The organism is Streptomyces sp. R302, from assembly GCF_012927245.1.
Classification (GTDB): domain Bacteria; phylum Actinomycetota; class Actinomycetes; order Streptomycetales; family Streptomycetaceae; genus Streptomyces.
In genome coordinates, this window is record NZ_JABBGE010000008.1 from 110,892 (window position 1) to 133,122 (window position 22,231).

Annotated in this window: 23 protein-coding genes and 1 pseudogene; 9 read left to right on the forward strand and 15 right to left on the reverse strand. The window is 73.8% G+C overall.

Annotation, left to right across the window (positions count from 1 at the left end; genetic code table 11):
* The first annotated feature begins 32 nt into the window (after positions 1 to 32).
* Complete coding sequence (locus HHL19_RS24645) at positions 33 to 1,112, forward strand: Zn-dependent alcohol dehydrogenase (protein WP_169092531.1); 1,080 nt, start codon at positions 33 to 35, stop codon at positions 1,110 to 1,112.
* 39 nt (positions 1,113 to 1,151) lie between these two features.
* On the opposite strand, the gene HHL19_RS24650 is transcribed toward HHL19_RS24645, so the two are convergent.
* The 3 genes from HHL19_RS24650 to HHL19_RS24660 form a co-directional block, all read right to left on the reverse strand.
* Positions 1,152 to 2,105, reverse strand: coding sequence for a DMT family transporter (locus tag HHL19_RS24650; protein WP_169092532.1), 954 nt, complete (start codon positions 2,103 to 2,105; stop codon positions 1,152 to 1,154).
* 146 nt (positions 2,106 to 2,251) lie between these two features.
* A complete protein-coding gene (locus tag HHL19_RS24655) occupies positions 2,252 to 2,947 on the reverse strand; it encodes a helix-turn-helix domain-containing protein (protein WP_169092533.1) in 696 nt (231 codons plus the stop codon).
* Positions 2,948 to 2,965: 18 nt separating this feature from the next.
* Positions 2,966 to 3,628, reverse strand: a complete 663-nt coding sequence (locus HHL19_RS24660; RefSeq protein ID WP_169092534.1) for a TetR/AcrR family transcriptional regulator — start codon at positions 3,626 to 3,628, stop codon at positions 2,966 to 2,968.
* Between the two features lie 67 nt (positions 3,629 to 3,695).
* On the opposite strand from HHL19_RS24660, the gene HHL19_RS24665 reads away from it, so the two are divergent.
* The 3 genes from HHL19_RS24665 (at position 3,696) to HHL19_RS24675 (ending at position 5,975) form a co-directional block, all read left to right on the forward strand.
* Positions 3,696 to 4,847 carry an acyl-CoA dehydrogenase family protein gene (locus HHL19_RS24665; RefSeq protein WP_169092535.1) on the forward strand — a complete coding sequence of 384 codons (1,152 nt, stop codon included), beginning with the start codon at positions 3,696 to 3,698 and terminating at the stop codon, positions 4,845 to 4,847.
* Positions 4,848 to 4,973: 126 nt separating this feature from the next.
* Positions 4,974 to 5,264, forward strand: coding sequence for a YiaA/YiaB family inner membrane protein (locus tag HHL19_RS24670; protein WP_169092536.1), 291 nt, complete (start codon positions 4,974 to 4,976; stop codon positions 5,262 to 5,264).
* Positions 5,265 to 5,351: 87 nt separating this feature from the next.
* The gene (locus tag HHL19_RS24675; RefSeq protein WP_169092537.1) at positions 5,352 to 5,975 is read left to right on the forward strand and encodes a TetR/AcrR family transcriptional regulator; all 624 of its coding nucleotides are present in this window, start codon (positions 5,352 to 5,354) and stop codon (positions 5,973 to 5,975) included.
* A 42-nt stretch (positions 5,976 to 6,017) separates the two neighbouring features.
* Here HHL19_RS24675 and HHL19_RS24680 read toward each other — a convergent pair whose 3' ends face one another.
* On the reverse strand, positions 6,018 to 6,479 hold the full coding sequence (locus HHL19_RS24680) for a MaoC family dehydratase (RefSeq protein ID WP_169092538.1): 462 nt from the start codon (positions 6,477 to 6,479) through the stop codon (positions 6,018 to 6,020).
* Positions 6,480 to 6,617: 138 nt separating this feature from the next.
* Here HHL19_RS24680 and soxR point away from each other — a divergent pair, with 138 nt between their 5' ends.
* Complete coding sequence (gene soxR / locus HHL19_RS24685; protein WP_169092539.1) at positions 6,618 to 7,091, forward strand: redox-sensitive transcriptional activator SoxR; 474 nt, start codon at positions 6,618 to 6,620, stop codon at positions 7,089 to 7,091.
* A gap of 248 nt (positions 7,092 to 7,339) precedes the next feature.
* On the opposite strand, the gene HHL19_RS24690 is transcribed toward soxR, so the two are convergent.
* The 4 genes from HHL19_RS24690 to HHL19_RS24705 form a co-directional block, all read right to left on the reverse strand.
* Entirely contained in the window at positions 7,340 to 7,951 is a 612-nt protein-coding gene (locus tag HHL19_RS24690) for a hypothetical protein (RefSeq protein ID WP_169092540.1), read from the reverse strand.
* A 176-nt stretch (positions 7,952 to 8,127) separates the two neighbouring features.
* Positions 8,128 to 9,378, reverse strand: a complete 1,251-nt coding sequence (locus HHL19_RS24695; RefSeq protein WP_206325737.1) for a serine-threonine protein kinase — start codon at positions 9,376 to 9,378, stop codon at positions 8,128 to 8,130.
* Between the two features lie 119 nt (positions 9,379 to 9,497).
* The gene (locus HHL19_RS24700; protein WP_169092541.1) at positions 9,498 to 10,838 is read right to left on the reverse strand and encodes an erythromycin esterase family protein; all 1,341 of its coding nucleotides are present in this window, start codon (positions 10,836 to 10,838) and stop codon (positions 9,498 to 9,500) included.
* Between the two features lie 75 nt (positions 10,839 to 10,913).
* The gene (locus tag HHL19_RS24705) at positions 10,914 to 12,179 is read right to left on the reverse strand and encodes a DUF1343 domain-containing protein (RefSeq protein ID WP_169092542.1); all 1,266 of its coding nucleotides are present in this window, start codon (positions 12,177 to 12,179) and stop codon (positions 10,914 to 10,916) included.
* Positions 12,180 to 12,378: 199 nt separating this feature from the next.
* On the opposite strand from HHL19_RS24705, the gene HHL19_RS24710 reads away from it, so the two are divergent.
* Positions 12,379 to 13,155: an SDR family oxidoreductase gene (locus tag HHL19_RS24710; RefSeq protein WP_169092543.1), complete on the forward strand. Its 777-nt coding sequence runs from the start codon at positions 12,379 to 12,381 to the stop codon at positions 13,153 to 13,155.
* Positions 13,156 to 13,239: 84 nt separating this feature from the next.
* Positions 13,240 to 13,833 carry a TetR/AcrR family transcriptional regulator gene (locus HHL19_RS24715; protein WP_169092544.1) on the forward strand — a complete coding sequence of 198 codons (594 nt, stop codon included), beginning with the start codon at positions 13,240 to 13,242 and terminating at the stop codon, positions 13,831 to 13,833.
* Positions 13,834 to 13,839: 6 nt separating this feature from the next.
* Here the strand turns inward: HHL19_RS24715 and HHL19_RS24720 are convergent, their stop codons facing one another.
* The 3 genes from HHL19_RS24720 to HHL19_RS24730 form a co-directional block, all read right to left on the reverse strand.
* Positions 13,840 to 15,054 (reverse strand): acyl-CoA dehydrogenase family protein, encoded by a 1,215-nt coding sequence (locus tag HHL19_RS24720; RefSeq protein WP_169092545.1) that lies wholly within the window; start codon positions 15,052 to 15,054, stop codon positions 13,840 to 13,842.
* A gap of 6 nt (positions 15,055 to 15,060) precedes the next feature.
* Positions 15,061 to 16,086 carry a phosphotransferase family protein gene (locus HHL19_RS24725; RefSeq protein WP_169092546.1) on the reverse strand — a complete coding sequence of 342 codons (1,026 nt, stop codon included), beginning with the start codon at positions 16,084 to 16,086 and terminating at the stop codon, positions 15,061 to 15,063.
* Positions 16,087 to 16,251: 165 nt separating this feature from the next.
* Positions 16,252 to 17,163 (reverse strand): MBL fold metallo-hydrolase, encoded by a 912-nt coding sequence (locus tag HHL19_RS24730; protein WP_169092547.1) that lies wholly within the window; start codon positions 17,161 to 17,163, stop codon positions 16,252 to 16,254.
* Positions 17,164 to 17,366: 203 nt separating this feature from the next.
* On the opposite strand from HHL19_RS24730, the gene HHL19_RS24735 reads away from it, so the two are divergent.
* Positions 17,367 to 18,296, forward strand: coding sequence for an NADP-dependent oxidoreductase (locus HHL19_RS24735; RefSeq protein WP_169092548.1), 930 nt, complete (start codon positions 17,367 to 17,369; stop codon positions 18,294 to 18,296).
* Positions 18,297 to 18,604: 308 nt separating this feature from the next.
* On the opposite strand, the gene HHL19_RS24740 is transcribed toward HHL19_RS24735, so the two are convergent.
* From HHL19_RS24740 to HHL19_RS38210, 4 genes and pseudogenes are all read right to left on the reverse strand, one after another.
* Entirely contained in the window at positions 18,605 to 18,973 is a 369-nt protein-coding gene (locus tag HHL19_RS24740; RefSeq protein ID WP_169092549.1) for a DUF202 domain-containing protein, read from the reverse strand.
* Positions 18,973 to 19,365: a DUF202 domain-containing protein gene (locus tag HHL19_RS24745; protein WP_169092550.1), complete on the reverse strand. Its 393-nt coding sequence runs from the start codon at positions 19,363 to 19,365 to the stop codon at positions 18,973 to 18,975. The genes HHL19_RS24740 and HHL19_RS24745 overlap by 1 nt, the downstream gene beginning before the upstream one ends.
* A gap of 66 nt (positions 19,366 to 19,431) precedes the next feature.
* Positions 19,432 to 20,019, reverse strand: coding sequence for an NUDIX domain-containing protein (locus tag HHL19_RS24750; RefSeq protein ID WP_169092551.1), 588 nt, complete (start codon positions 20,017 to 20,019; stop codon positions 19,432 to 19,434).
* Positions 20,020 to 20,049: 30 nt separating this feature from the next.
* Positions 20,050 to 20,300 (reverse strand): annotated as a pseudogene (locus HHL19_RS38210) (SDR family oxidoreductase); the annotation flags it as partial.
* An 84-nt stretch (positions 20,301 to 20,384) separates the two neighbouring features.
* On the opposite strand from HHL19_RS38210, the gene HHL19_RS24760 reads away from it, so the two are divergent.
* The gene (locus tag HHL19_RS24760) at positions 20,385 to 22,040 is read left to right on the forward strand and encodes an FAD-binding dehydrogenase (RefSeq protein WP_169092552.1); all 1,656 of its coding nucleotides are present in this window, start codon (positions 20,385 to 20,387) and stop codon (positions 22,038 to 22,040) included.
* The last annotated feature ends 191 nt before the right edge of the window (positions 22,041 to 22,231 follow it).

Here is a 22,231-nt window from a genome sequence, read left to right on the forward strand (position 1 = left end):
CCGCGTCCGCCCCCGCAGAAAGGGAGCTCTCCGTGATACGTGCCGCCGTCCTGCCCGCCGTCGGTGCCCCGCTGGAGATCACCGGCATCGAGCTGCCCGAGCCCGGCCCCGGCCAGGTCCGGATCCGGCTCGCCGCGGCCGGCGTCTGCCACTCCGACCTGTCGCTGTCCAACGGCACCATGCGCGTCCCGGTCCCGGCCGTCCTCGGCCACGAGGGCGCGGGCACCGTCGTCTCCGTCGGCGAAGGCGTCACCCACGTCGCCCCCGGCGACGGCGTGGTCCTCAACTGGGCGCCGTCCTGCGGCACCTGCCACCCCTGCTCGCTCGGCGAGGTCTGGCTCTGCGTCAACGCCCTGAACGGCGCCGCGAACGTGTACGCCCGCACCGCCGACGGCCGCGAGCTGCACCCGGGCCTCAACGTGGCCGCCTTCGCCGAGGAGACGGTCGTCGCCGCCGACTGCGTCCTGCCCGTCCCGGAGGGCGTACCGCTCGCCGACGCCGCCCTGCTCGGCTGCGCCGTCCTCACCGGCTGGGGGGCCGTGCACCACGCGTCCCGCGTCCGGGCGGGCGAGACCGTCGCCGTCTTCGGCGTCGGCGGCGTCGGCCTCGCCACCCTCCAGGCCGCCCGGATCGCCGGGGCCTCCACGATCGTCGCCGTGGACGTCTCCCCGGAGAAGGAGGAGCTGGCCCGGGCCGCCGGAGCCACCGAGTACGTCGTGGCCTCCGAGAAGACCGCCCGCGACGTCCGGGCGCTGACCGGCGGGCACGGCGTCGACGTCGCCGTCGAGTGCGTGGGCCGCGCCGTCACCATCCGCACCGCCTGGGAGTCCACCCGGCGCGGCGGCCGCGCCACCGTCGTCGGCATCGGCGGCAAGGACCAGCAGGTGTCCTTCAACGCCCTGGAGATCTTCCACTGGGGCCGCACCCTCGCCGGCTGCGTGTACGGCAACTCGGACCCGGCCGCCGACCTGCCCGTCATCGCCGCGCACATCCGCGACGGCCGCTTCGACCTGGGCGCGCTCGTCACCGAACGGATCACCCTCGACGGCATCCCCGGCGCCTTCGACGCCATGCTTGCGGGCAAGGGCGGCCGCGCACTCGTCGTCTTCTGAGCCCGCCCCGATTCCGCGTTCCGTCCCGAGGTCCGGACGTCACGAGGCGTCCGCGGCCTCCTTCGGATCGGAGGCGGGGGCGGAGGCGGGGGCGACGGCCGGGGCGGCGGCCCCGCGCGGGCGGGACCGGGACACCGCCACCCCGGCCAGGCACAGCGCGCCGCCCACCAGCGTCAGCGCCCCCGGCAGCTCGCCGAGCAGCGCCCAGGCCATCAGGACCACCAGGGCGGGCACGGCGTACGTCGTCGCGCCCATCCGTCCCGCGGTCGTCCGCGCCAGCGCGTACGCCCAGGTCGTGAAGGCGAGCGCGGTCGGGAACACCCCGAGGTAGACCATGTTCACGGTCGCCGACAGCGGCGCCCGCGCCGCCTCCGTCACCAGCTGCCCGGCGAAGGGGAGGCAGGCCGCGGCGCCGATCGCGCAGCCGAAGGTCGTCACCTGGAGCGGGCTCGCGTGCGCCAGGGCCGGCTTCTGCGCCACGACCCCGCCCGCGTACGCCACCGCCGCCACCAGGCAGAGCACCACGCCGAGCACCGAGGCGTGGCCGTCCTCGCCGGACATCGACAGGCCCACGGCCACCGCGCCGGCGAAGGACACCGCCATGCCGGCGAGCAGCCGGGGCGGCAGCCGCTCGCCCAGGAGGCGGGCGCCGAGCAGGGCGATCAGGATCGGGCCGATGTTGACGAGCATCGCCGCGGTACCGGCGTCGACCTCCCGCTCGCCCCAGTTCAGGACCACCATGTACGCCCCGAACCAGAGCAGCCCGGAGACGAGGATCCCCGGCCACGCGCCCCGGGCCGGCAGCCCCTCGCGCCGGATCAGGAGGACGGCCCCCAGGACCAGTGCCCCGGCGAGCAGCCGCCCGAGTGCGAGCGCGCCGGGGGAGTAGGCGGCCCCGGCGCTGCGGATGGAGACGAAGGCGGACGCCCAGAGGACGACGGTGACCCCGGCGGCGGCGAGCGCGAGCCGGGCGGAGGAGGCGTTTTTCGGCATGCCCCGACGGTAGGGCGTCCATCGTTCGGCCCACACCGCAATATCCCGCGCCCTCCCGTCACGCGGACCGGACGCCGTGGTACCCGGACCGGACGCCGTGGTCACCCGGACCGGACGCCGTGGGCCACGTCCTCACCGCCCCGTCCTCACCGCACCGCGTCCGCCTCGATCCCGAGTTCGCGTCGCAGGGCTCGTTCTCCGGCCGGGGTGACCTTCACCGCGCGCTCGGATCCGATGCGTACGCACCAGCCGCTGTCCAGCGCGTGCGCGCAGAGCGCCGCGCCCGCGAGGCCCGCGAGGTGGGGGCGGCGTTCGGTCCAGTCCAGGCAGGCGCGCGCGAGGGGCCGCCGACCCTTCGGTACGAGGGGGATGCCGAGGCCCGCGAACCACTCCAGGCCCTGGTCCGTGAGCGCGAACCCGGTGTCCTGGCGCAGCAGTCCGCGCGCGGTCAGGGCGTCGGTGACGGCGATCCCGAGCCGTCCGGCGAGGTGGTCGTAGCAGGTGCGGCCCCGGGCCATCGCCCGTCCCGCGCTCGCCGCCGCCAGCGAGCGGGGCGCCGGATCCGCGCCGGGACCGGCCAGTGCGGCGAGCTCCTCCACCAGCTGCGCCATCCCGGGGCCGGCGAGCCGTACGTACCGGTGCCGGCCCTGGCGTTCCTCGGCGAGCACCCCGCCCGCGACGAGCTTCCCGAGGTGTTCGGTGGCGGTGGACGGCGCCACGCGCGCGTGCCGGGCGAGTTCCCCGGCCGTCCAGGCGCGTCCGTCGAGCAGGGCGAGCACCATGGCGGCCCTGCTCTCCTCCGCGAAGAGCGCCGCGAAGGCGGCGAGTTCACTGGCTCCCATGGATCCAGGATCGCCCGCTCACGCTTCGGCGGGACCCGAAGCGTGAGCATCCCGCTCGTACTGCGCGCCCAGGCCGTCGAGCAGCGCCCGCAGACCGGTCTCGAAGGCGCCCTCGTCGACCTTCTCGCGGTGCTCCGCGAGCCGGTGGGCCTGGCCGAGGTGGGGGTAGTCGGCGGGGTCGTACGCCGTCTCGTCGTCGACGAAGCCGCGGGCGAAGGAGCCGAGGGCCGAGCCGGTGACGAAGTACCGCATCAGGGCGCCGATGTGGGTGGCCTGGGCGGGCGGCCAGCCGGCCCTGACCATGGCGCCGAAGACGGCGTCGGCGACCTTGAGGCCCGCCGGGCGGCGGCCGGGGCCCTGGGCGAGGACCGGCACGATGTGCGGGTGGTCGGCGAGGGCGGCCCGGTAGGAGAGCGCCCAGTCGTGGAGGGCGGTGCGCCAGTCGCGCGGGTCGTCCGGCGCGAACATCGACAGGTCGATCTTGGCGCTCACCGCGTCCGCGACGGCGTCCAGGATCTCGTCCTTGGTGCGGAAGTGGTTGTAGAGCGAGGGCCCGCTCACGCCGAGCTCCGCCGCGAGCCGCCGGGTCGAGAGGGCGGCCAGGCCCTCCGCGTCCACGAGCTCGCCCGCCTTCTCGACGATGCGGTCTCGGCTGAGCAGGGGCTTGCGCGGTCGGGCCATGGCGCACATAGTAGGCCGCACCAATAAAACTAGCAGTGGTAATTAAAGGGATGGGTGAGGTGGCACCGTGGATCTGGCGCTGAGCGAGGAGCAGCAGGACGTACGCCGGCTCGCCGAGGACTTCGTCGCCCGCGAGGTCGCCCCGCACGCCGTCGCGTGGGACCGCGCCGAGGAGGTGGACCGGGGCATCGTGAAGAAGCTCGGCGCGGTCGGCTTCCTCGGGCTCACGATCCCGGAGGAGTACGGCGGCTCGGGCGGCGACCACCTCGCGTACTGCCTCGTCACCGAGGAGCTGGGGCGCGGCGACTCCTCCGTGCGCGGCATCGTCTCCGTCTCCCTCGGTCTGGTGGCCAAGACCCTCGCCTCCTGGGGCACCGAGGAGCAGAAGCGCGCCTGGCTGCCCCGGCTCGCCTCCGGCGACGCCCTCGGCTGCTTCGGCCTCACCGAGCCCGGCACCGGCTCCGACGCGGGGAACCTGGTCACCCGCGCCGTGCGCGACGGCGGCGACTACGTCATCGACGGCTCCAAGATGTTCATCACCAACGGCACCTGGGCCGACGTCGTGCTGCTCTTCGCACGGACCGGAGACACCCCCGGCCACCGGGGCGTCTCCGCCTTCCTCGTCCCCACCGACACCCCCGGCCTCACCCGCCGCGCCGTCCACGGCAAGCTGGGGCTGCGCGGCCAGGCCACCGCCGAACTCGTCCTGGAGGGCGTGCGCGTCCCGGCCTCCGCCATGCTCGGCCCGGAGGGGAAGGGCTTCACCGTCGCCATGTCCGCCCTCGCCAAGGGCCGGATGTCGGTCGCCGCCGGCTGCGTCGGCATCGCCCAGGCCGCCCTCGACGCCGCCGTCCGCTACGCGGGGGAGCGCGAGCAGTTCGGCAAGCCCATCGCCTCGTACCAGCTCGTCCAGGAACTCCTCAGCGACATCTCCGTCGACGTGGACGCGGCCCGGCTGCTGACCTGGCGGGTCGCCGACCTGATCGACCGCGGCGAGGACTTCGCCACCGCCGCCTCCAAGGCCAAGCTGTACGCCTCCGAGGCCGCCGTGCGCTGCGCCAACAACGCCCTCCAGGTCTTCGGCGGCTACGGCTACATCGACGAGTACCCCGTCGGCAAGCTGCTCCGCGACGCCCGCGTGATGACCCTCTACGAGGGCACCAGCCAGATCCAGAAGCTCATCATCGGGCGCTCGCTCACCGGGGTCTCGGCCTTCTGACCCCCTTCTGGGCCCCTTCTGACCCGCTTCTGGGCCCCTTCCGAGGTCCATCTGGGCCCCGGACCCCAGCCCGTCTGAGTATCCGCGCGGATGTGGCGCCCGCCACATCCGCCGGAAGCTCTCCCCATGAGCGAGTCACAGGTCAAGCAGCAGAACACCAACGCCTACCACGCCCAGGCCGTCATCTCCTTCGCGATCGCCCTCGCGGCCGTCGCCATCGGGATCTACCAGCTGGAGGCCAGCGCCTGGGTGCGCGCCTTCCTCGCGGTCTCCGTCCTCTACCTCACCACCTCGGCCTTCACCCTCGCCAAGGTGGTCCGCGACCGGCAGGAGTCGGACCGTATCGTCAGCCGGGTCGACCAGGCCCGTCTGGAGAAGCTCCTCGCCGAGCACGACCCCTTCCAGCAGAAGCTCTGAGCCGGTCCCCGGTCACGGCGATCTCTAAGCGCTTGCTCAGCTTCGTTGTATGGTGTTCGTCCTGACCGGTCCGAGGAGGAGTGTGGGATGAGCGCGGCGGAGCAGACGCCCGAGGGCGAGGACGTGCCCTGGGGCGAGGTCACGCCCGAGGCCGCCCGGAGGCTGCTGGTCGCGGCCGTGGAGGCCTTCGCCGAACGCGGCTACCACGCCACCACCACCCGGGACATCGCCGGGCGGGCCGGCATGAGCCCGGCCGCGCTCTACATCCACTACAAGACCAAGGAAGAGCTGCTCCACCGGATCAGCCGCATCGGTCACGACAAGGCCCTGGAGATCCTCCGGGCGGCCGAGTCCGGCGGCGGCGCCGCGTCCGAGCGGCTCGCCGACGCCGTGCGCTCCTTCGTCCGCTGGCACGCCGAGCACCACACCACCGCCCGCGTCGTCCAGTACGAGCTCGACGCGCTCGGCCCCGAGCACCGCGCCGAGATCGTGGAGCTGCGCCGGGAGACCGACGCGAGCGTGCGCCGGATCATCGAGCAGGGCGTGGCGGCCGGCGAGTTCGACCAGGCCGACGTGGCCGGCACCACCGTCGCCGTCCTCTCGCTCTGCATCGACGTCGCCCGCTGGTTCAACCCCGAGGGCCGCCGGACCCCCGACGAGGTCGGCGAGCTCTACGCCGACCTCGTGCTCCGCATGGTGGGCCGCCGCTAGCGGGACCGGTGGCGGCGCGGCCGGGTGGGCTTCCGGGTGGGCTCAGAAGTAGTAGCGCGAGACCGACTCGGCGACGCACACCGGCTTGTCGCTGCCCTCGCGCTCCACGGTCACCTTCGCGGTGACCTGCACGCCGCCGCCCGCCTCCTCCACCTTCGTCAGCACCGCCGTGGCGCGCAGCCGCGAGCCGACCGGCACCGGAGCGGGGAAGCGCACCTTCTCCGTGCCGTAGTTCAGGCCCATCTTCATGCCCTCGACCCGCAGCACCTGCGGCACGAACAGCGGCAGCAGCGAGAGGGTGAGGTAGCCGTGCGCGATCGTCGAGCCGAAGGGGCCCTGGGCGGCGCGCTCGGGGTCCACGTGGATCCACTGGTGGTCGCCGGTGGCCTCGGCGAAGAGGTCGATCCGCTTCTGGTCGACCTCCAGCCAGTCGCTGTGCCCCAGCTGCTCGCCGACCCCCGCGCGCAGCTCCTCGGCGGAAGTGAAGATCCTCGGCTCGGCCATGTGCCCGGTCCCTTCTCGTACGACATACCAAACGGTTTGTGTCTAAGCGCTTGCTCAGCATGTGGGGTGAGGGTCGCCCTGTCAACGGATCGGCCCAGGCCGACGGAGCAGTGATGACGGACCAGTAGGGTTCGAGGGGTGCCGCAGATTCCCGAGAAGATCCACGAGCTCACCGTCGGTCAGCTCTCCGCCCGCAGCGGTGCCGCCGTCTCCGCCCTCCACTTCTACGAGGCCAAGGGACTCATCGGCAGCCGCCGCACCACCGGAAACCAGCGCCGTTACGGGCGCGACGCCCTGCGCCGGGTCGCCTTCATCCGCGCCGCCCAGCGCGTGGGCATCCCGCTCGCCACCATCCGCGAGGCCCTCTCCGCGCTGCCCGAGGAGCGCACCCCGACCCGCGAGGACTGGTCCCGGCTCTCCGCCGCCTGGCGCACCGAACTCGACGACCGCATCAAGCAGCTCGGCCGGCTCCGCGACCATCTGTCGGACTGCATCGGCTGCGGCTGCCTCTCCCTGGAGACCTGCGTGCTCTCCAACCCCGACGACGTCTTCGGCGAGCGCATGGCCGGCTCCCGCCTGCTGCCGGTACGCCGCGAGGGCAAGGAACAGTAGGAACCCGTCGCCGGCGCGGGCTCCCTCGGCCGGGGCGGGAGCGCACGTCCGCCGCCGGGTGCCCGGGGCCGGATCCGTACCTCGCCCGCGTCCATCGTCACCGCGTCCGCCGTCACCGCGTCCGCCGCGGTCCGGGCGAGCCCGGCCGGATCGCGCGGCACCACCGCCGACCCACCGGCCCTCACGTACCGTTCAGCACCGCCCGGAGCGCCGGAGTACCACGTCCCCCGTCCTCCTCGGCGGCCGGATCACGCCGCCGGGACCAGGGGACGGCTGCGTATCTCCCGGGCGCGGGCCAGGGCGCCGGGGGTCAGGACCGCGCGCGGCACCTCGACGCCGCAGTCCGCGCACACCGGGCCGTACCACTCCGGGTCCCCGGGGCCGCCGGCCCACGCGATCCGGGTGCCCGCGCACACCGGGCACGCCTCGCCCGGCCCGTGCTCCAGGGCGGCGACGAGGCGTCGCACCACCTGCGGCAGCGGGTCCGTCGGATGGACGGTCGGATCTCCGCACCGCACCACGCCGTTGCCGCCCCACACGCCCCGGTGCCAGTCGTCCAGTGCCCTCAGGGCACGCAGCCCGCCGTGCTTCTCGCGCCGGCGCCGGGCGGCGAACTCCGCCTCGTACGCCAGCCACACGGCCCGCGCCTCCTCCAACTCCTCCAGGGCGGCCACGAGCCGCGCCGGATCGAGCTCCCGGTCGTCGGGTCCGAACCCGTGCCTGCGGCACAGGTGGTCCCAGGTCGCCCGGTGCCCGTAGGGAGCGAACCGCTCCAGGCACTTGCGCAGCGAATACCTGCGCAGCGCCGTGTCGCAGCCCTGATCACGCACCTGTCTCGCGAGACTCCGGAAACCGGCCATCGCTCGCCACCTCCGTCGCTGGTCGCCGCGCATCCGCGGTACCAGAGGGACGAACGGCGGCGCCTCCGTGTTCCGCCCGAATCCCGAACGGACGTGACGTGGCGAGAAGACGCCACTCGCGTGCGGCCGTCCCGAAGGCGTGCTCGGTGGCATCCGCGCAGGTCAGCGTGGGCGTCTCAGCGCCGGCCGATCCTGGCCGCCGAGACCACCACCCGGGCCAGCTCCGGCCGTCGGACGTCGCTGTGCGAGCGGACCACGTCCGCCGCGTCCACGCTCACGCAGCCCGAGGCCGGAACCCCGTCCCGCAGCACCGTCGCGAGCGTCCGCCGCGGCGCCCCCGGCACGCCGTGGACACCGTCCCAGCCGATCGCCCCCCACCGGGGGTCGCGCGCCGCGATCCGCCCGAGCGGCCCCGTCAGGGACGCCGAGTCGCGGGCCGCGAGGGAGGCCAGCGGGTAGAAGACGCCGAGCGCGGTGTCGTGGTGCGAGTGGCAGGCCACCACCGGCCCCCGCACCCGCAGCTGCATGTCCCTCAGCGCCCCCGACCGGTCGGGATCGTGCGGCAGCCTGGCCCCGAACGCGTAGTGCGAGAAGGCCCCCTGGAGCAGCGTCATCGACCTGACCGGCCGCAGCGCCCCCGGCAGCCCGCGCAGCGCGTACGCCACGAGCCGGGCGCCCATGCTGTGGCCCACGAGGTGCACCCGCAGCCCCGGCGCCGCCCGCGCCACCTCCGCGAGCAGCGGCCCGAGCCCCCGCTCGCCCACCTGTCCCGCCCGCCGCTTCATCACGTAGTACGTGGCCTGCCGCAGCGCCTCCCGGCCGCCCTTCCAGAGCCGCCCGAACCCGTCGCCGAACAGGGCCTCCGGAGCCGCCGCCTCCGCGGTCTCCGGCGACGCGGCCGCCTCGGCCTCCGCCGCGTCCGCGAACAGGGCGCACGCCTCCATCGGATCCGCCGTCAGGAACAGCGGTATGGACTCGCCCGCGGCCGGACCGCCGTCGAGGTCGAGAAGCCCCTCCCCGCCGACGTCCGCCAGCTCCCGCAGCAGCGCCCCGAACTCGGCGAACGCGGCCTCCTCCGGCGGCGCCAGCTCCAGCAGCTCGGTGAGCCGCACGATCGCCCGCTCCTTCTCCGGGAGCGCCGTCACCAGCGCCCGGAAGTCCGGCACCGGCTCGTCCGTGAACATCATCGAGGGCCAGACCACGCCCGCGTACCCCGCCTCCACGCCCGGGGCGACGAGTTCGGGGAAGGGCGCGAAGAAGTCCGAGTACAACCGGGTCGCACCGGACGGGGAGTTGTTCCACCCGTGGGCGAACACCACCAGGTCCGTCACTCCGCTCCGCGCCAGGCCGACCAGGTCGGCGGCCTGCCCGGCGGGCCCGTCCCCGTCCTTGTCGAAGACGATCTCCCGGTACGGATCCACACTCATCCCGCTCACGGCCCGCCCGTCCCTCCCCGTCGAGGAAGCGCCCAGGGGACGCGTCCCGCGACCCCTGGGCAGCATGCCCGAATCCGGCCGTTCCCAGACCTCTTCGGGCGGTTCGGGCCTCAGCGCAGCCGGGCCGCTGTGACGACCGGGAAGTGGATCAGCCCGTCGTACGCGGCGGACAGCCGCACGGAGGGCGTCGTGCCCGGCCACGGGTAGGCGGTGCCGATGTGCCGCACCTCCCGGGGCTCCGCGAGCCAGGCCCGTGCCGCCGGCCCGGTCCGCCGCAGATCCAGCAGGTAGGGCCCGCCGGCGACCCGGTCGAGGGTGTGCGCGGCGCCGCCCGGTGCCTGCGGGCCGACGGTGAAGACGCGCAGCGGCTCCCCGGGCGCGCCCGTGTCGTGGGCGTTGAACGACCCCTGCCCGAAGGAGGCGCCGATCGTCACGTACCCCCGGCCGAGCAGGTCCCGCAGGAACGCCCCCTGGGTGCGCGGGTACTGGTCGGGCTTGAAGGTCTCGTACGCCACGTGCCCGTTGTGCGCCGACAGGACCATCCGGTGGCCCGTCCGCCGCTGCCACCACGCGGTGTTCTCCGCCATGATCCGGTCCCGGTAGAGCATGGCCGCCGCGAGCCCCTCGGGGGTGGCGACGTCATGGGCGAACTCGGTACCGACCTGCGCGACCGCCCGGGCGTGCTGCACTGCCCAGGCGTGTGCCTCGCGCGCGCCCGCGCGCGTGCCGGGCTTCTGCCGCTCCAGGAGGGCCAGGGCCAGGTTCACCTCCTCGGACATCCGCCGCCGTTCGGCGAGCGGCTTGTCCAGGTATCCGGTCATCCACGCCTCGACCTCGCCCGTGGGCCGGGAGTCCCGGTAGAGCTCCCGGAAGCGGGGGAGGAGCCCGGGGTGGTGACGGCCGACGTACGCGGTGACGGTGTCGAACAGGTTCGGCCCCGCATACCCGAGGTCGTTGCCCATGAAACGGACCTTCCGCTCCGGGTGCTCGACGTTGTGACGGCGCATCCAACGGAACAGGTCGAGGTACTCCTCGGTGTTCCAGAGCCGGTACGACTCCTGGAACTCGTCGCGCATGATCCGCTCGATGTCGCCCTCGCCGGTCGTCACCCACCGGTCGACGAGCAGCCCCGTGGACCAGTTGGCCTCCAGCGCGAAGGTGGTGAACCCCCGCTCCTCCACGAGGTGTTCGAAGATCCGGTGCTTGGCGGTGAAGAACTCGCCCGAACTGTGGGTGGCCTCGCCGATGCCGACGACCTCGGCCCGCCCGACGAGCCGGTCGAGGGCCCGGGTGTCGTCCAGCGGCGAGGCGGAGCGGGCGAGTTCACGCAGGACGGGACCGGAGCCCGGAGCCGGGGGAGCGGTCGCGGCGGCGCCGGGGGCGGTGGAGGCGAGGCAGACGGCCGCGAGGAGCCCCACCAGGGGCAGGCGGCGGAGTAAGGAGCGCTTCATGCGGCCATCGTGTCCGCCGGCGCCCCCGCCGGGACATCCCGGCCGCCCCCCTGATGTTCGGGGGGACAACCCCCCTCACCGGTACAGCAGATGCTCCCGCCGGAGCGCCCGGAAGGCCGCCAGGTCGTCCGACCACGCCGCCACGACCTCGTCGGTCGTGGCGCCGGCGTCGACGAGGGTGCGGACGCGGGTGGAGCCGGTGAGCTTGTCGATCCAGTGGTCGGGCCGCCAGGCGAAGCCGGACCAGGAGGCGCGGGCGGTGACCAGGAGCGCGATCCCGGCGCGTACCGGGTCGAAGGCCGCCCGGTCGTGGACGTGCAGCTGCACGCCGCCGACCGTGCGGCCCTGGAACTTGGAGAAGGTCGGCGCGAAGTAGGCCTCGCGGAAGCGGACCCCGGGCAGTTCGAGCGCGTTCGCCGCCTCCGCCCAGCGGCGGTCGACGCCCTCCGCGCCGAGGAGCTCGAAGGGGCGGGTGGTGCCCCGGCCCTCGGAGAGGTTGGTGCCCTCGAAGAGGCAGGTGCCGGAGTAGACGAGCGCGGTCTCCGGCGTCGGCATGTTGGGGCTCGGCGGCACCCACGGCAGCCCCGTGGCGTCGAAGAAGTCCGACCGCCGCCACCCCGCCATCGGGACCGTCTCAAGGTCCACCGGCCGGGCCAGGAACTCGGCGTTGAACAGCAGCGCCAGCTCCGCCACGGTCATCCCGTGCGCCTGGGCGATCGGCTCGCGGCCCACGAAGGTCGCGAAGGCCCGGTCCAGGACGGGGCCGAGGGCCGCCCGCCCGCTCACCGGGTTCGGCCGGTCCAGGACCACGAACCGCTTCCCGGCCAGCTCCGCCGCCACCATGCAGTCGTACAGCGTCCAGATGTACGTGTAGAAGCGGGCGCCCGCGTCCTGGATGTCGAAGACGACGGTGTCGACGCCGGAGGCCGTGAAGACGTCCGCGAGCGGCCGGCCGCTCTTCAGGTACGTGTCGTAGACGGGCAGTCCGGTCGCCGGGTCGTCGTACCGGCCCTCCGAGCCGCCCGCCTGCGCGGTGCCCCGGAAGCCGTGCTCGGGGCCGAAGACGGCGACCAGGTCGACCCGTTCGTCGGCGTGCATGACGTCCACCAGGTGGCGGGCGTCGGGGGTGATCCCGGTCGGGTTGGTGACGACGCCGACCCGTTCGCCGGCCAGGAGGGCGTACCCGTCCGCCGCGAGCCGCTCGAATCCGGTCCGTACGCGCGCGTGCCCCCGCCCGGGGGCGGCCGCGGCGGGGGAGGCCGTCACGGCCAGCGCCCCTCCTGCGGTCAGGGCCCCTCCGGCCGCCAGCAGACCCCGACGCGACAGCTCCGTCCGCTTCATGCGTGCTCCCGCTTCATGCGTGCTCCCGCCTCATGCGTGACATGGGCACGCAGGCTAGCGCTCCTGACGGCGCGGGGGAACGAGGCGTGCGGAAGCCGTCCGTCGAAGGCACCAGCTCTTCCACCCCTCCATACCGACCGGTTAGTCTGCCCGCTGTCAGGGGAATCCACGCACCGCACCGCACCACCTGGAGGGCTCCATGAACGCGGGCACGCATGAACTCCGGGGCGCCGGCGTCGTCGTCACCGGAGCGGGCGGCGGCATCGGCGCCGCCCTCGCCCGGCGCTTCGCCGCCGACGGCGCCCGCGTCGTCGTCAACGACCTCGACCCGGTCCGCGCCAAGGCCGTCGCCGACGAGATCGGCGCCCTCGCCGTCCCCGGCGACGCCTCCGCGATCGTCGACGAGGCCCGCGACGCCCTCGGCGGCACCGTCGACGTCTGGTGCGCCAACGCCGGACTCGCCTCCGCCGGCGACGCCTTCGCCGACGAGGCCGTCTGGGCCGCCGCCTGGGACGTCAACGTCATGGCCCACGTCCGCGCGGCCCGCGCCCTCCTCCCCGACTGGCTGGAGCGCGGCACCGGCCGCTTCGTCTCCACCGTCTCCGCCGCCGGCCTGCTCACCATGATCGGCGCGGCCCCGTACAGCGTCTCCAAACACGGCGCCTACGCCTTCGCCGAATGGCTCTCCCTCACCTACCGCCACCGCGGCCTCAAAGTGCACGCCATCTGCCCCCAGGGCGTCCGCACCGACATGCTCGCCGCCACCGGCTCGGCCGGCGACCTCGTCCTCGTCCCCACCGCCGTGGAACCCGAGACCGTCGCCGACGCCCTCCTCGACGCCATCGCGGAGGACCGCTTCCTCGTCCTGCCGCACCCGGAGGTCGCCGACTTCTACCGCAACCGCGCGGACGACCCCGAGCGCTGGCTCGGCGGCATGAACAAGCTCCAGCGGCACTGGGAGGCGGGCGCGCGGTAGCGCACCCGGCGACGGATGGGAAGATCTACCGACGACAGACCCCGTACGCCAGGGACGGGGAAGCGGACCGGAAGGCGGCGGAGCATGGCCAGGACGACGGACGGGGACGGCTCTCCCGTCCCCCAGAGGCTCCTCGCCGCCGCCACCCGGCTCTTCGCCGAGCAGGGCTACGACCGCACCTCCGTCCAGGAGATCGTCGAGGCGGCGGGCGTCACCAAGGGCGCGCTCTACCACTACTTCGGCTCCAAGGAGGACCTCCTCCAGGAGGTGTACGCGCGCGTGCTCCGCCTCCAGCAGGAGCGGCTCGACGACTTCGCGGGCTCCGGCGCGCCCGTCGAGGAGCGGCTGCGCGCCGCCGCCGCCGACGTCGTCGTCACCACCATCGAGAACCTCGACGACGCCTCGATCTTCTTCCGCTCCATGCACCACCTGAGCCCGGAGAAGAACAAGCAGGTCCGCGCCGAGCGCCGCCGCTACCACGAGCGCTTCCGCGCCCTCGTGGAGGAAGGCCAGCGGGCGGGCGTCTTCTCCTCCGCCACGCCCGCCGACCTCGTCGTGGACTACCACTTCGGCTCCGTGCACCACCTGTCCACCTGGTACCGCCCGGACGGGCCGCTGACCCCGCAGCAGGTCGCCGACCACCTCGCCGACCTCCTGCTGCGGGCGCTGCGCCCGTAACGGCCCCTACAGGTACTTCTTCAGCTCGCGGCGGGCCAGCGACCGCTGGTGCACCTCGTCGGGCCCGTCCGCGAGCCGCAGGGTCCGCGCCGCCGCCCACAGCTCGGCGAGCGGGAAGTCCTGCGACACGCCGCCCGCGCCGTGCGCCTGCACCGCCTTGTCGACGATGTCGACCACCGCGCGCGGGGTGGCGATCTTGATGGCCTGGATCTCGGTGTGGGCGCCCTTGTTGCCGACGGTGTCCATCAGCCAGGCCGTCTTGAGGACGAGCAGCCGCAGCTGCTCGATCGTCACCCGGGCGTCCGCGATCCAGTTCTGCACCACGCCCTGCTGGGCGAGGGTCTTGCCGAAGGCGGTACGCGAGACGGCCCGCCGGCAGGTCAGCTCCACCGCCCGCTCGGCCATGCCGATCAGCCGCATGCAGTGGTGGATGCGGCCGGGGCCGAGCCGGGCCTGGGCGATGGCGAAGCCGCCGCCCTCCTCGCCGATCAGGTTCCCGGCGGGCACCCGCACGTTCTCGAAGACGACCTCGGCGTGGCCGCCGTGGTAGTGGTCCTCGTAGCCGTACACCCGCATCGCCCGGCGCACCTCGACGCCCGGGGTGTCGCGCGGCACGAGGATCATCGACTGCTGGCGGCGGAGGTCCGCCCCGTCCGGGTCGGTCTTCCCCATCACGATGAAGACCTTGCAGTCCGGGTTCATCGCCCCGGAGATGTACCACTTGCGCCCGTCGATCACGTACGAGTCCCCGTCCCGCCGGATCCGGGTCTCGATGTTGGTCGCGTCCGAGGAGGCCACCTCGGGCTCGGTCATCGCGAAGGCAGACCGGATCTCGCCCGCGAGCAGCGGCTCCAGCCACTGCTTCTTCTGCGCCTCGTCGCCGAACTGGGCGAGCAGCTCCATGTTCCCGGTGTCCGGGGCCGCGCAGTTGAGGGCGGTCGGGGCGAGCTGCGGGCTGCGGCCGGTGATCTCGGCGAGCGGAGCGTACTGGAGGTTCGTCAGCCCCGCCCCGTACTCCTCGTCCGGCAGGAAGAGGTTCCACAGCCCCTGCCGCCTGGCCTCGGCCTTCAGCTCCGCCACCACCGGCGGCTCGTCCCACGGGGAGGCGAGCGAGGCCCGCTGTTCCTCGGCGACGGCCTCGGCGGGGTGCACGTGCTCGTCCATGAAGGCGAGGAGCCGGGCGCGCAGCTCCTCGGTGCGGGCGTCGTAGGAGAAGTCCATGGCGGGTCAGCCCTCCTGAAGGGTGGTCAGGCCGTGCTCGATGAAGACGGGGACGAGGTCGCCGATGCGGTCGAAGCCGGCGCCGACGGTCTGCCCGAGGGTGTAGCGGTAGTGGATGCCCTCCAGGATCACGGCGAGCTTGAACCAGGCGAAGGCCGTGTACCAGGAGAGCGCGGAGACGTCCCGGCCGGAGCGGGCGGCGTACCGCTCGACCAGCTCGGCGGCGGCCGGGTGGCCGGCGGCGGTCGCGGTGGTCGAGATCGGTGAGCCGGGCAGGTCCAGCGGGGTGCTGTACATGACCAGGAGACCCAGGTCGGTCAGCGGGTCGCCGAGCGTGGACATCTCCCAGTCGAGGACGGCGGTGATCCGGTCGTCCGCCCCGACGAGCGCGTTGTCGAGCCGGTAGTCGCCGTGCACCACGGTCGGCGCGGGGGAGCCGGGCAGCGCCCGGCCGAGGGCGGCGTGCAGCTCCTCGATCCCGGGCAGCTCGCGGCCCCGGGAGGCGGCGAGCTGCTTGCCCCAGCGGCGCACCTGCCGGTCGAGGAAGCCCTCCGGCCGGCCGAAGTCGCCGAGCCCCACGGCCTCCGGCTCCACCGCGTGCAGGTCGACCAGGGTGTCGACCAGGCCCAGGACGGCCGCCCGGGTGCGCTCCGGGCCCAGCGGCGCCAGCTGGGAGGCGGAGCGGTACGGGGTCCCCTCGACGAACTCCATCACGTAGAAGGGCGCGCCGAGCACCTCCTCGTCCTCGCACAGCAGCACCGTGCCCGGCACCGGCACGGAGGTGGAGCCGAGCGCGCTGATCACCCGGTGCTCCCGCTTCATGTCGTGCGCGGTGGCCAGCACGTGCCCGAGCGGCGGGCGGCGCACCACCCAGCGGCCGGTGCCGTCGGTGACGACGTACGTGAGGTTGGAGCGGCCGCCCTCGATCAGCCGGGCTTCGAGCGGCCCGGCGACCAGCCCCGGCCGCTCGCGGTCCAGATGGCGGCGCAGGCGCTCGGGGTCGAGGCCGGGTGGCGGGGCGGCGTGGCTCATGGGGCGTACCTCCGGTGGGCTGGTCGGTCGGCGTTCATGATGACCGACCAGTCGGTATGTCGTCCAGGGGCACCCCCGAAACGGCCGGGGGAGGGCCGGAACACATCCGGCCCTCCCCACGCGCGCGTGGCGCTTCCGTTCGTGCTTCCGCTCCCGCCTCCTCCCTCAGGCGTGGCAGGCCACCGGTACGCCGCCGTTCATCGCCGCCATGTCTCCGAAGACGGCCGCCGGGTCGAGCGGGTGCCCCTCGGGGAGCCCCTCCAGCTCCGCGTACGCCCGGTGCAGATTGGCCACCAGCCGCTCGCTCTCCCGCCACGCGGCGAACTCGCCCAGGTCCGCCCGCCGCGCGGTCTCCAGCGGCGGATCGCCCTTGGCGCGCCCCTCGGCGGCCAGTTCGAGCACCCACCGCAGATAGCGCTCGGTGGCGTCGTACGCGCTCGGGTCCGTCACCGGCCCGTGCCCCGGCACCACCCGCTCCGCGTCCAGCGACCGCAGCACGTCGAGCGCGCGCAGCGAGCCGGCCACCGAGCCCATCGGCACGAACGGGGTACCGCCCTGGAAGACCAGGTCCCCGGTGAAGACCACGCCCTGCTCCGGCAGGTGCACGATCGAGTCGCCGGTCGTGTGCGCGGGACCCGGGTGCAGCACCCGCACCTCGACACCTCCCGCGTACAGGGTCAGCCGGTCGCCGTACGTGAGGTCGGACGGCGTGATCTCGACCCGGCCGAAGTCGGTCTGCGGCCACAGCAGGTGCAACTGGTGCCCCGCGGCCAGCTGCTCGGTCCGGCAGTTCTCGTGCCCGACGATCCGCGCCTCCGGCCGGAACACGCCGTTGCCGTAGGTGTGGTCGCCGTGGTGGTGGGTGTTCACGATCGTGCGCGGCAGCGGCAGCCCCGCGGCGAGCACCGCCTCCCGCAGCAGCAGGGCGCGCCGTTCGGTGGCGGTGGTGTCGACGAGCAGGGACTCGCCCGCGTCGCCGAGGAAACCGGCGTTGTTCAGGCACCAGCCGCCGTCGGGCTGGACATAGGCGTGGACGTGCGGCGCGAGCGTGACCACGTACGGGTCGGTGGCAGGCACAGGGCTCCCCCGGGAGACGTGAAGATCGGATCGACCAGACCGGGAAGGTACTCAAGATCGACGGAACAGCGGAAGCCTGCCACCGACGGCCCCGCCCCGGGGCGCTTTCCCGCACCTCTCTTCCGGTGACCGCCCACCCTCCCCGTTCCCCCACGGCCCCGCCCGGCTTGCGGAGCACCCCGCCCGCGCCGAGGGTCGGTGCCATGAAGGCCATCAGCTACCGCCGCTACGGCGGCCCCGAGGTCCTGGAGTACGGCGAGCTGCCCGACCCGAAGGTGGGGCCCGACGAGGTCCTCGTCCGGGTGCGGGCCGCGGCGGTCAACCCGGTCGACTGGAAGGCACAGGCCGGCTACCTCGACGGGATGATCGACGCCGTCTTCCCCGTCGTCCCCGGCTGGGACGTCTCCGGCGTCGTCGTCCGGCCCGGCGTCTCCGTCACCGAATGGGCGGAGGGCGACGAGGTGATGGGGTACGTCCGGGAGGACTTCCTCGCCCACGGCACCTTCGCCGAGTACGTCGCCGCCCCCGTCCGCACCCTCGCCCGCAAGCCCCGCACCTGCACCTTCGAGGAGGCCGCGGGACTGCCCCTGGTCGGCCTCACCGCCTACCAGGCCCTGCACACCGCGCTGTCCGTACGGTCGGGGGAGACGATCCTGATCCTGGCCGCGGGCGGCGGGGTCGGCTCGATGGCCGTCCAGATCGCCCGGCACCTCGGCTGCCGCGTCCTGGGCGCGGTCCGCGAGTCCGGCGTGGAGCGCGTGCAGGAACTCGGCGCCGCCCCCGTCCTCTTCGACGAGCGCACCTTCGCCCACCAGGTCAAGGAGCTCGCCCCGGACGGCGTCGACGCCGTCCTGGACACCCTCGGCGGACCGTTCCTCCAGCACGCGGCCAAGCACCTGGCGCCCGGCGGCCGCCTCGCCTCCATCGCCGACGGCGAGGCCCTGGCCCTCGGCGGCCGCTACTTCTGGGTCCGCCCCGACGCCACCGACCTCGCCGCCCTGGCCGACCTCGCCGACGAAGGAGTCCTGGACGTCCGCGTGGCGAAGACCTTCCCCCTGGAACGCGCCGCCGACGCCCAGCGCGCCAACGCCGAGGGGGGCCTCCAGGGCAAGGTCGTGGTCACGGTCCCGTAGCCGGGACACGGCCCGACCGGCTGGTGGATCCAACATCCAACCTCCGGGATCCAACCTCCCGGATCCAACCTCCGGGATCCAACCTCCGGGATCCGGCCTCTTGGGTCCAGCCTCCGGGATCCAACCTCCCGGATCCGGCCTCCTGGGTCCGATCTCCTGGGTCCAGCCTCGGGGATGCAACCTCCGGGATCCAACCTCCCGGATCCAAGTTCCCGGATCCGGCCTCTCGGATCCAACCTCCCGGATCCGATCTTTTGGATCCGATCTTTTGGATCCAGCATCCGATCTCCTGGATCCAGGAGATCGGATCACCAGATCAGCACCGCCCCACACACCGCCAGCGCCACCGTGCACCCCGTCGCCAGCAGCGCACCCCGGACCGAAAGCACCTGCGGCCGGGCGGTGTCCAGGGACCGGATCCGCCGGTGGGTGACGGCCAGGAAGCCGATCCACAGAAGCGCGGCGAGGGCCAGGCCGGTCACGCCCGCCGTGGTGGTGTCGTCCATCAGGGCGAGCTTGACGCCGAGTATCGCCACGACCGTCCACGACAGGGTCGTCCGCCGCCAGGCGAGCCGGGTCCGCTCCGGCTGGAGCCCGGGATCACGGGCATCGGCCCCGGCGGACCCGGATCCGCCGGGGCCGGACCCGGACCCCGCCCCGCGCGCCGGCGTGCCCACTACCCGGCCCGGCCGACGACCACGAGGATCACCATCGCGACCGCCACCACGGCCACGGTGAGGCTCAGGACCGCGGGGAAGCGGGAGACGGGCAGGTCCTCGCCCCGGCGCATGGCCCGTTCGCAGCGGATCCAGTGGTTCACCGCGCGCAGGGCGCACAGCACGCCGGCGGCCAGCAGGGCGAGCGAGAGCCCGACGCGGACCGCCCAGCGCAGGTCCGGCAGGAACTGGTCGACGGCGAATCCGCCGCCGATGAGCGCGAGCGCCGTCCGGATCCAGGCGAGGAACGTCCGCTCGTTGGCGAGGGAGAAGCGGTAGTCGGGGGTCTCGCCCTCGTCCCGGATCCGCCGCGGCGCGAACCACAGCCGCAGGCTCTGTACGAATCGACTCACCCCGGCACCCTAACGGCCCGCCGCCACCCGTTCGGATTCGCCACCGGCCCGGTCGCTGGTCCGCCCCTACCCGTTCGGATCCACCACGGGCCGCTCCTCCGCCGAGCTCCGCTCGTCCGCCACCAGCCGCTCGTACGCCGCGAGCCCGTCCGGCACCCACTCCCAGGCGTCGGGCGCGCCGGGCAGTCGCTCGCGCAGTTCCTCCTCGGTGAGGAAGGCGTGCCAGGCGACCTCCTCGACCTGTGGCCGCACCGGAAGGTCGCAGTGGACCTCGTACACGGAGGACCACCACTTCCCGGCCACGCCCCCGGAGTCGTACAGGAACTTGAAGAGGAAGTCGGGTCGGGGCAGTCCGGAGACCCCGAGCTCCTCCTCGGCCTCGCGCAGCGCGGCGTCCTCGTAGGACTCGCCGGCGCCGACGACCCCGCCGACGAACAGGTCGTACATCGAGGGGAAGACCAGCTTCGTCGGCGTCCTGCGGTGCACGAAGACCCGGCCCTCGGCGTCCCGCACCCTGATGAAGGTGCAGCGGTGGATCAGGCCCCGCGCGTACACCTCACCGCGCGGAGCCTGCCCGATCACCCGGTCCTGCTCGTCGACGACGTCGAGTACTTCATCCGATGCTGCATACGGGACTTCATCCGAGGCACTCATGCGCCCATCCAACCAGCAGGGTCCGGGGGTTCACTGCCCCATGACGTACTCGACCGTCGGGCCCGTCGTCCAGCCGCCGTCCACGGCGAGCTCGGCGCCCGTCACGTACGAGGCGGCGTCCGAGAGCAGGAAGACGACCGCGCCGGCGATCTCGTCGGCCTCGCCGACCCGGCCCATCGGCGTGTCATGCCGGGGTGGACCGAGTCGACCCGCATCCTCGCCGTGCCGAGCTCCACCGTGCCGAGCTCCACCGCGCCGATCTTCGTCAGCCCCCGCCCGCCCAATGTTCGGCATCAGGAAATCGGAGGGGCTCCTCGGGTCCCGGACGGTTGACTCGATACATTCGTGTATCCAAGATGCGGTCCATGCCCTACGACGCCGATGTGATCGTGATCGGGGCCGGCCTCGCCGGTCTCGTCGCCACCGCCGAACTGGTCGACGCCGGCCGGTCCGTGATCCTCCTGGACCAGGAGCCCGAACAGTCCCTCGGCGGCCAGGCCCACTGGTCCTTCGGCGGGCTCTTCCTCGTCGACTCGCCCGAACAGCGCCGACTGCGCGTCCGGGACAGCCACGCCCTCGCCCTCCAGGACTGGATGGGCACCGCCGGCTTCGACCGGCCCGAGGACGCGTGGGCCCGCCGCTGGGCGGAGGCGTACGTCGACTTCGCCGCCGGCGAGAAGCGTTCCTGGCTCCACGCGCGCGGGGTCCGCTTCTTCCCCGTCGTCGGCTGGGCCGAGCGCGGCGGCTACGACGCCAACGGCCACGGCAACTCCGTCCCCCGCTTCCACATCACCTGGGGTACGGGCCCCGGCCTCGTCGCCCCCTTCGAGGCGAAGGTCCGCGAGGGCGTCGCCCGGGGCCTCATCACCTTCCGCTTCCGCCACCGCGTCACCTCCCTCGGCCGCACCGCGGGCGCCCTCGACACGGTCACCGGCGAGGTCCTGGAGCCCTCGGACGCGGAGCGCGGCACCGCCAGCAGCCGCACCGCCACCGGCTCCTTCGAGCTGCGGGCCCAGGCGGTGATCGTCACCACCGGCGGCATCGGCGGCAACCACGATCTGGTCCGCGCCCAGTGGCCCGCCCGCCTCGGCACCCCGCCCGAGAAGCTGCTCTCCGGTGTCCCCGCCCACGTCGACGGCCTGATGCTCGGCATCGCGGAGAAGGCAGGCGCCCACCACGTCAACCGCGACCGGATGTGGCACTACACCGAGGGCATCGAGAACTGGAACCCCATCTGGGCGCGGCACGGCATCCGCATCCTGCCCGGCCCCTCGTCCCTCTGGCTCGACGCCACCGGCAAGCGGCTCCCGGTCCCGCTCTTCCCCGGCTTCGACACCCTCGGCACCCTCGAACACATCATGCGGACCGGCCACGACCACACCTGGTTCGTCCTCGACCAGCGGATCATCGGCAAGGAGTTCGCCCTCTCCGGCTCCGAGCAGAACCCCGACCTCACCGGCAAGTCGATCCGCGACGTCCTCGGCCGCGCCCGCGCCGACGTCCCGGGACCCGTCCGGGCGTTCATGGACAAGGGCGCCGACTTCGTCGTCGAGGACGACCTCGCGGCCCTCGTCCGCGGCATGAACCGGATCACCGGCCGGGACCTCGTCGACGAGGCCGTACTCCGCCACGAGGTGACCGCCCGCGACCGCGAGATCGCCAACCCCTTTACCAAGGACCTCCAGATCACCGCGATCCGCGGCGCCCGCGGCTATCTCGGCGACCGCCTCATCCGCACCGCCGCCCCGCACCGCATCCTCGACCCCAAGGCCGGCCCCCTCATCGCCGTCCGCCTCAACATCCTCACCCGCAAGTCCCTCGGCGGCCTCCAGACCGACCTCTCCTCCCGCGTCCTCACCGAGACCGGCGAACCCCTCCCGGGCCTGTACGCGGCGGGCGAGGCCGCCGGCTTCGGCGGCGGCGGCGTCCACGGCTACCGCTCCCTCGAAGGCACCTTCCTCGGCGGCTGCATCTTCTCCGGCCGCGCGGCGGGCCGGGCCGCCGCCGCGGCGACGGCGTAGAACCGCCCACCCCCGGCACGCGCGCGTGCCAGGGGCGGTTCGTCGGCCGCAGGGTCGGTCGGGGAGCCGGTTCGTCGGCCGCCAATCGCTCGGGGAGCCGGTTCGTACGGGCCGGTCGGGCGAGGGCCGGTTCGTCGGGGGCCGGTCGGCCGGAAGCCGGTCGGCCGGGCGCCACGCGCGCGTGGCCGGGG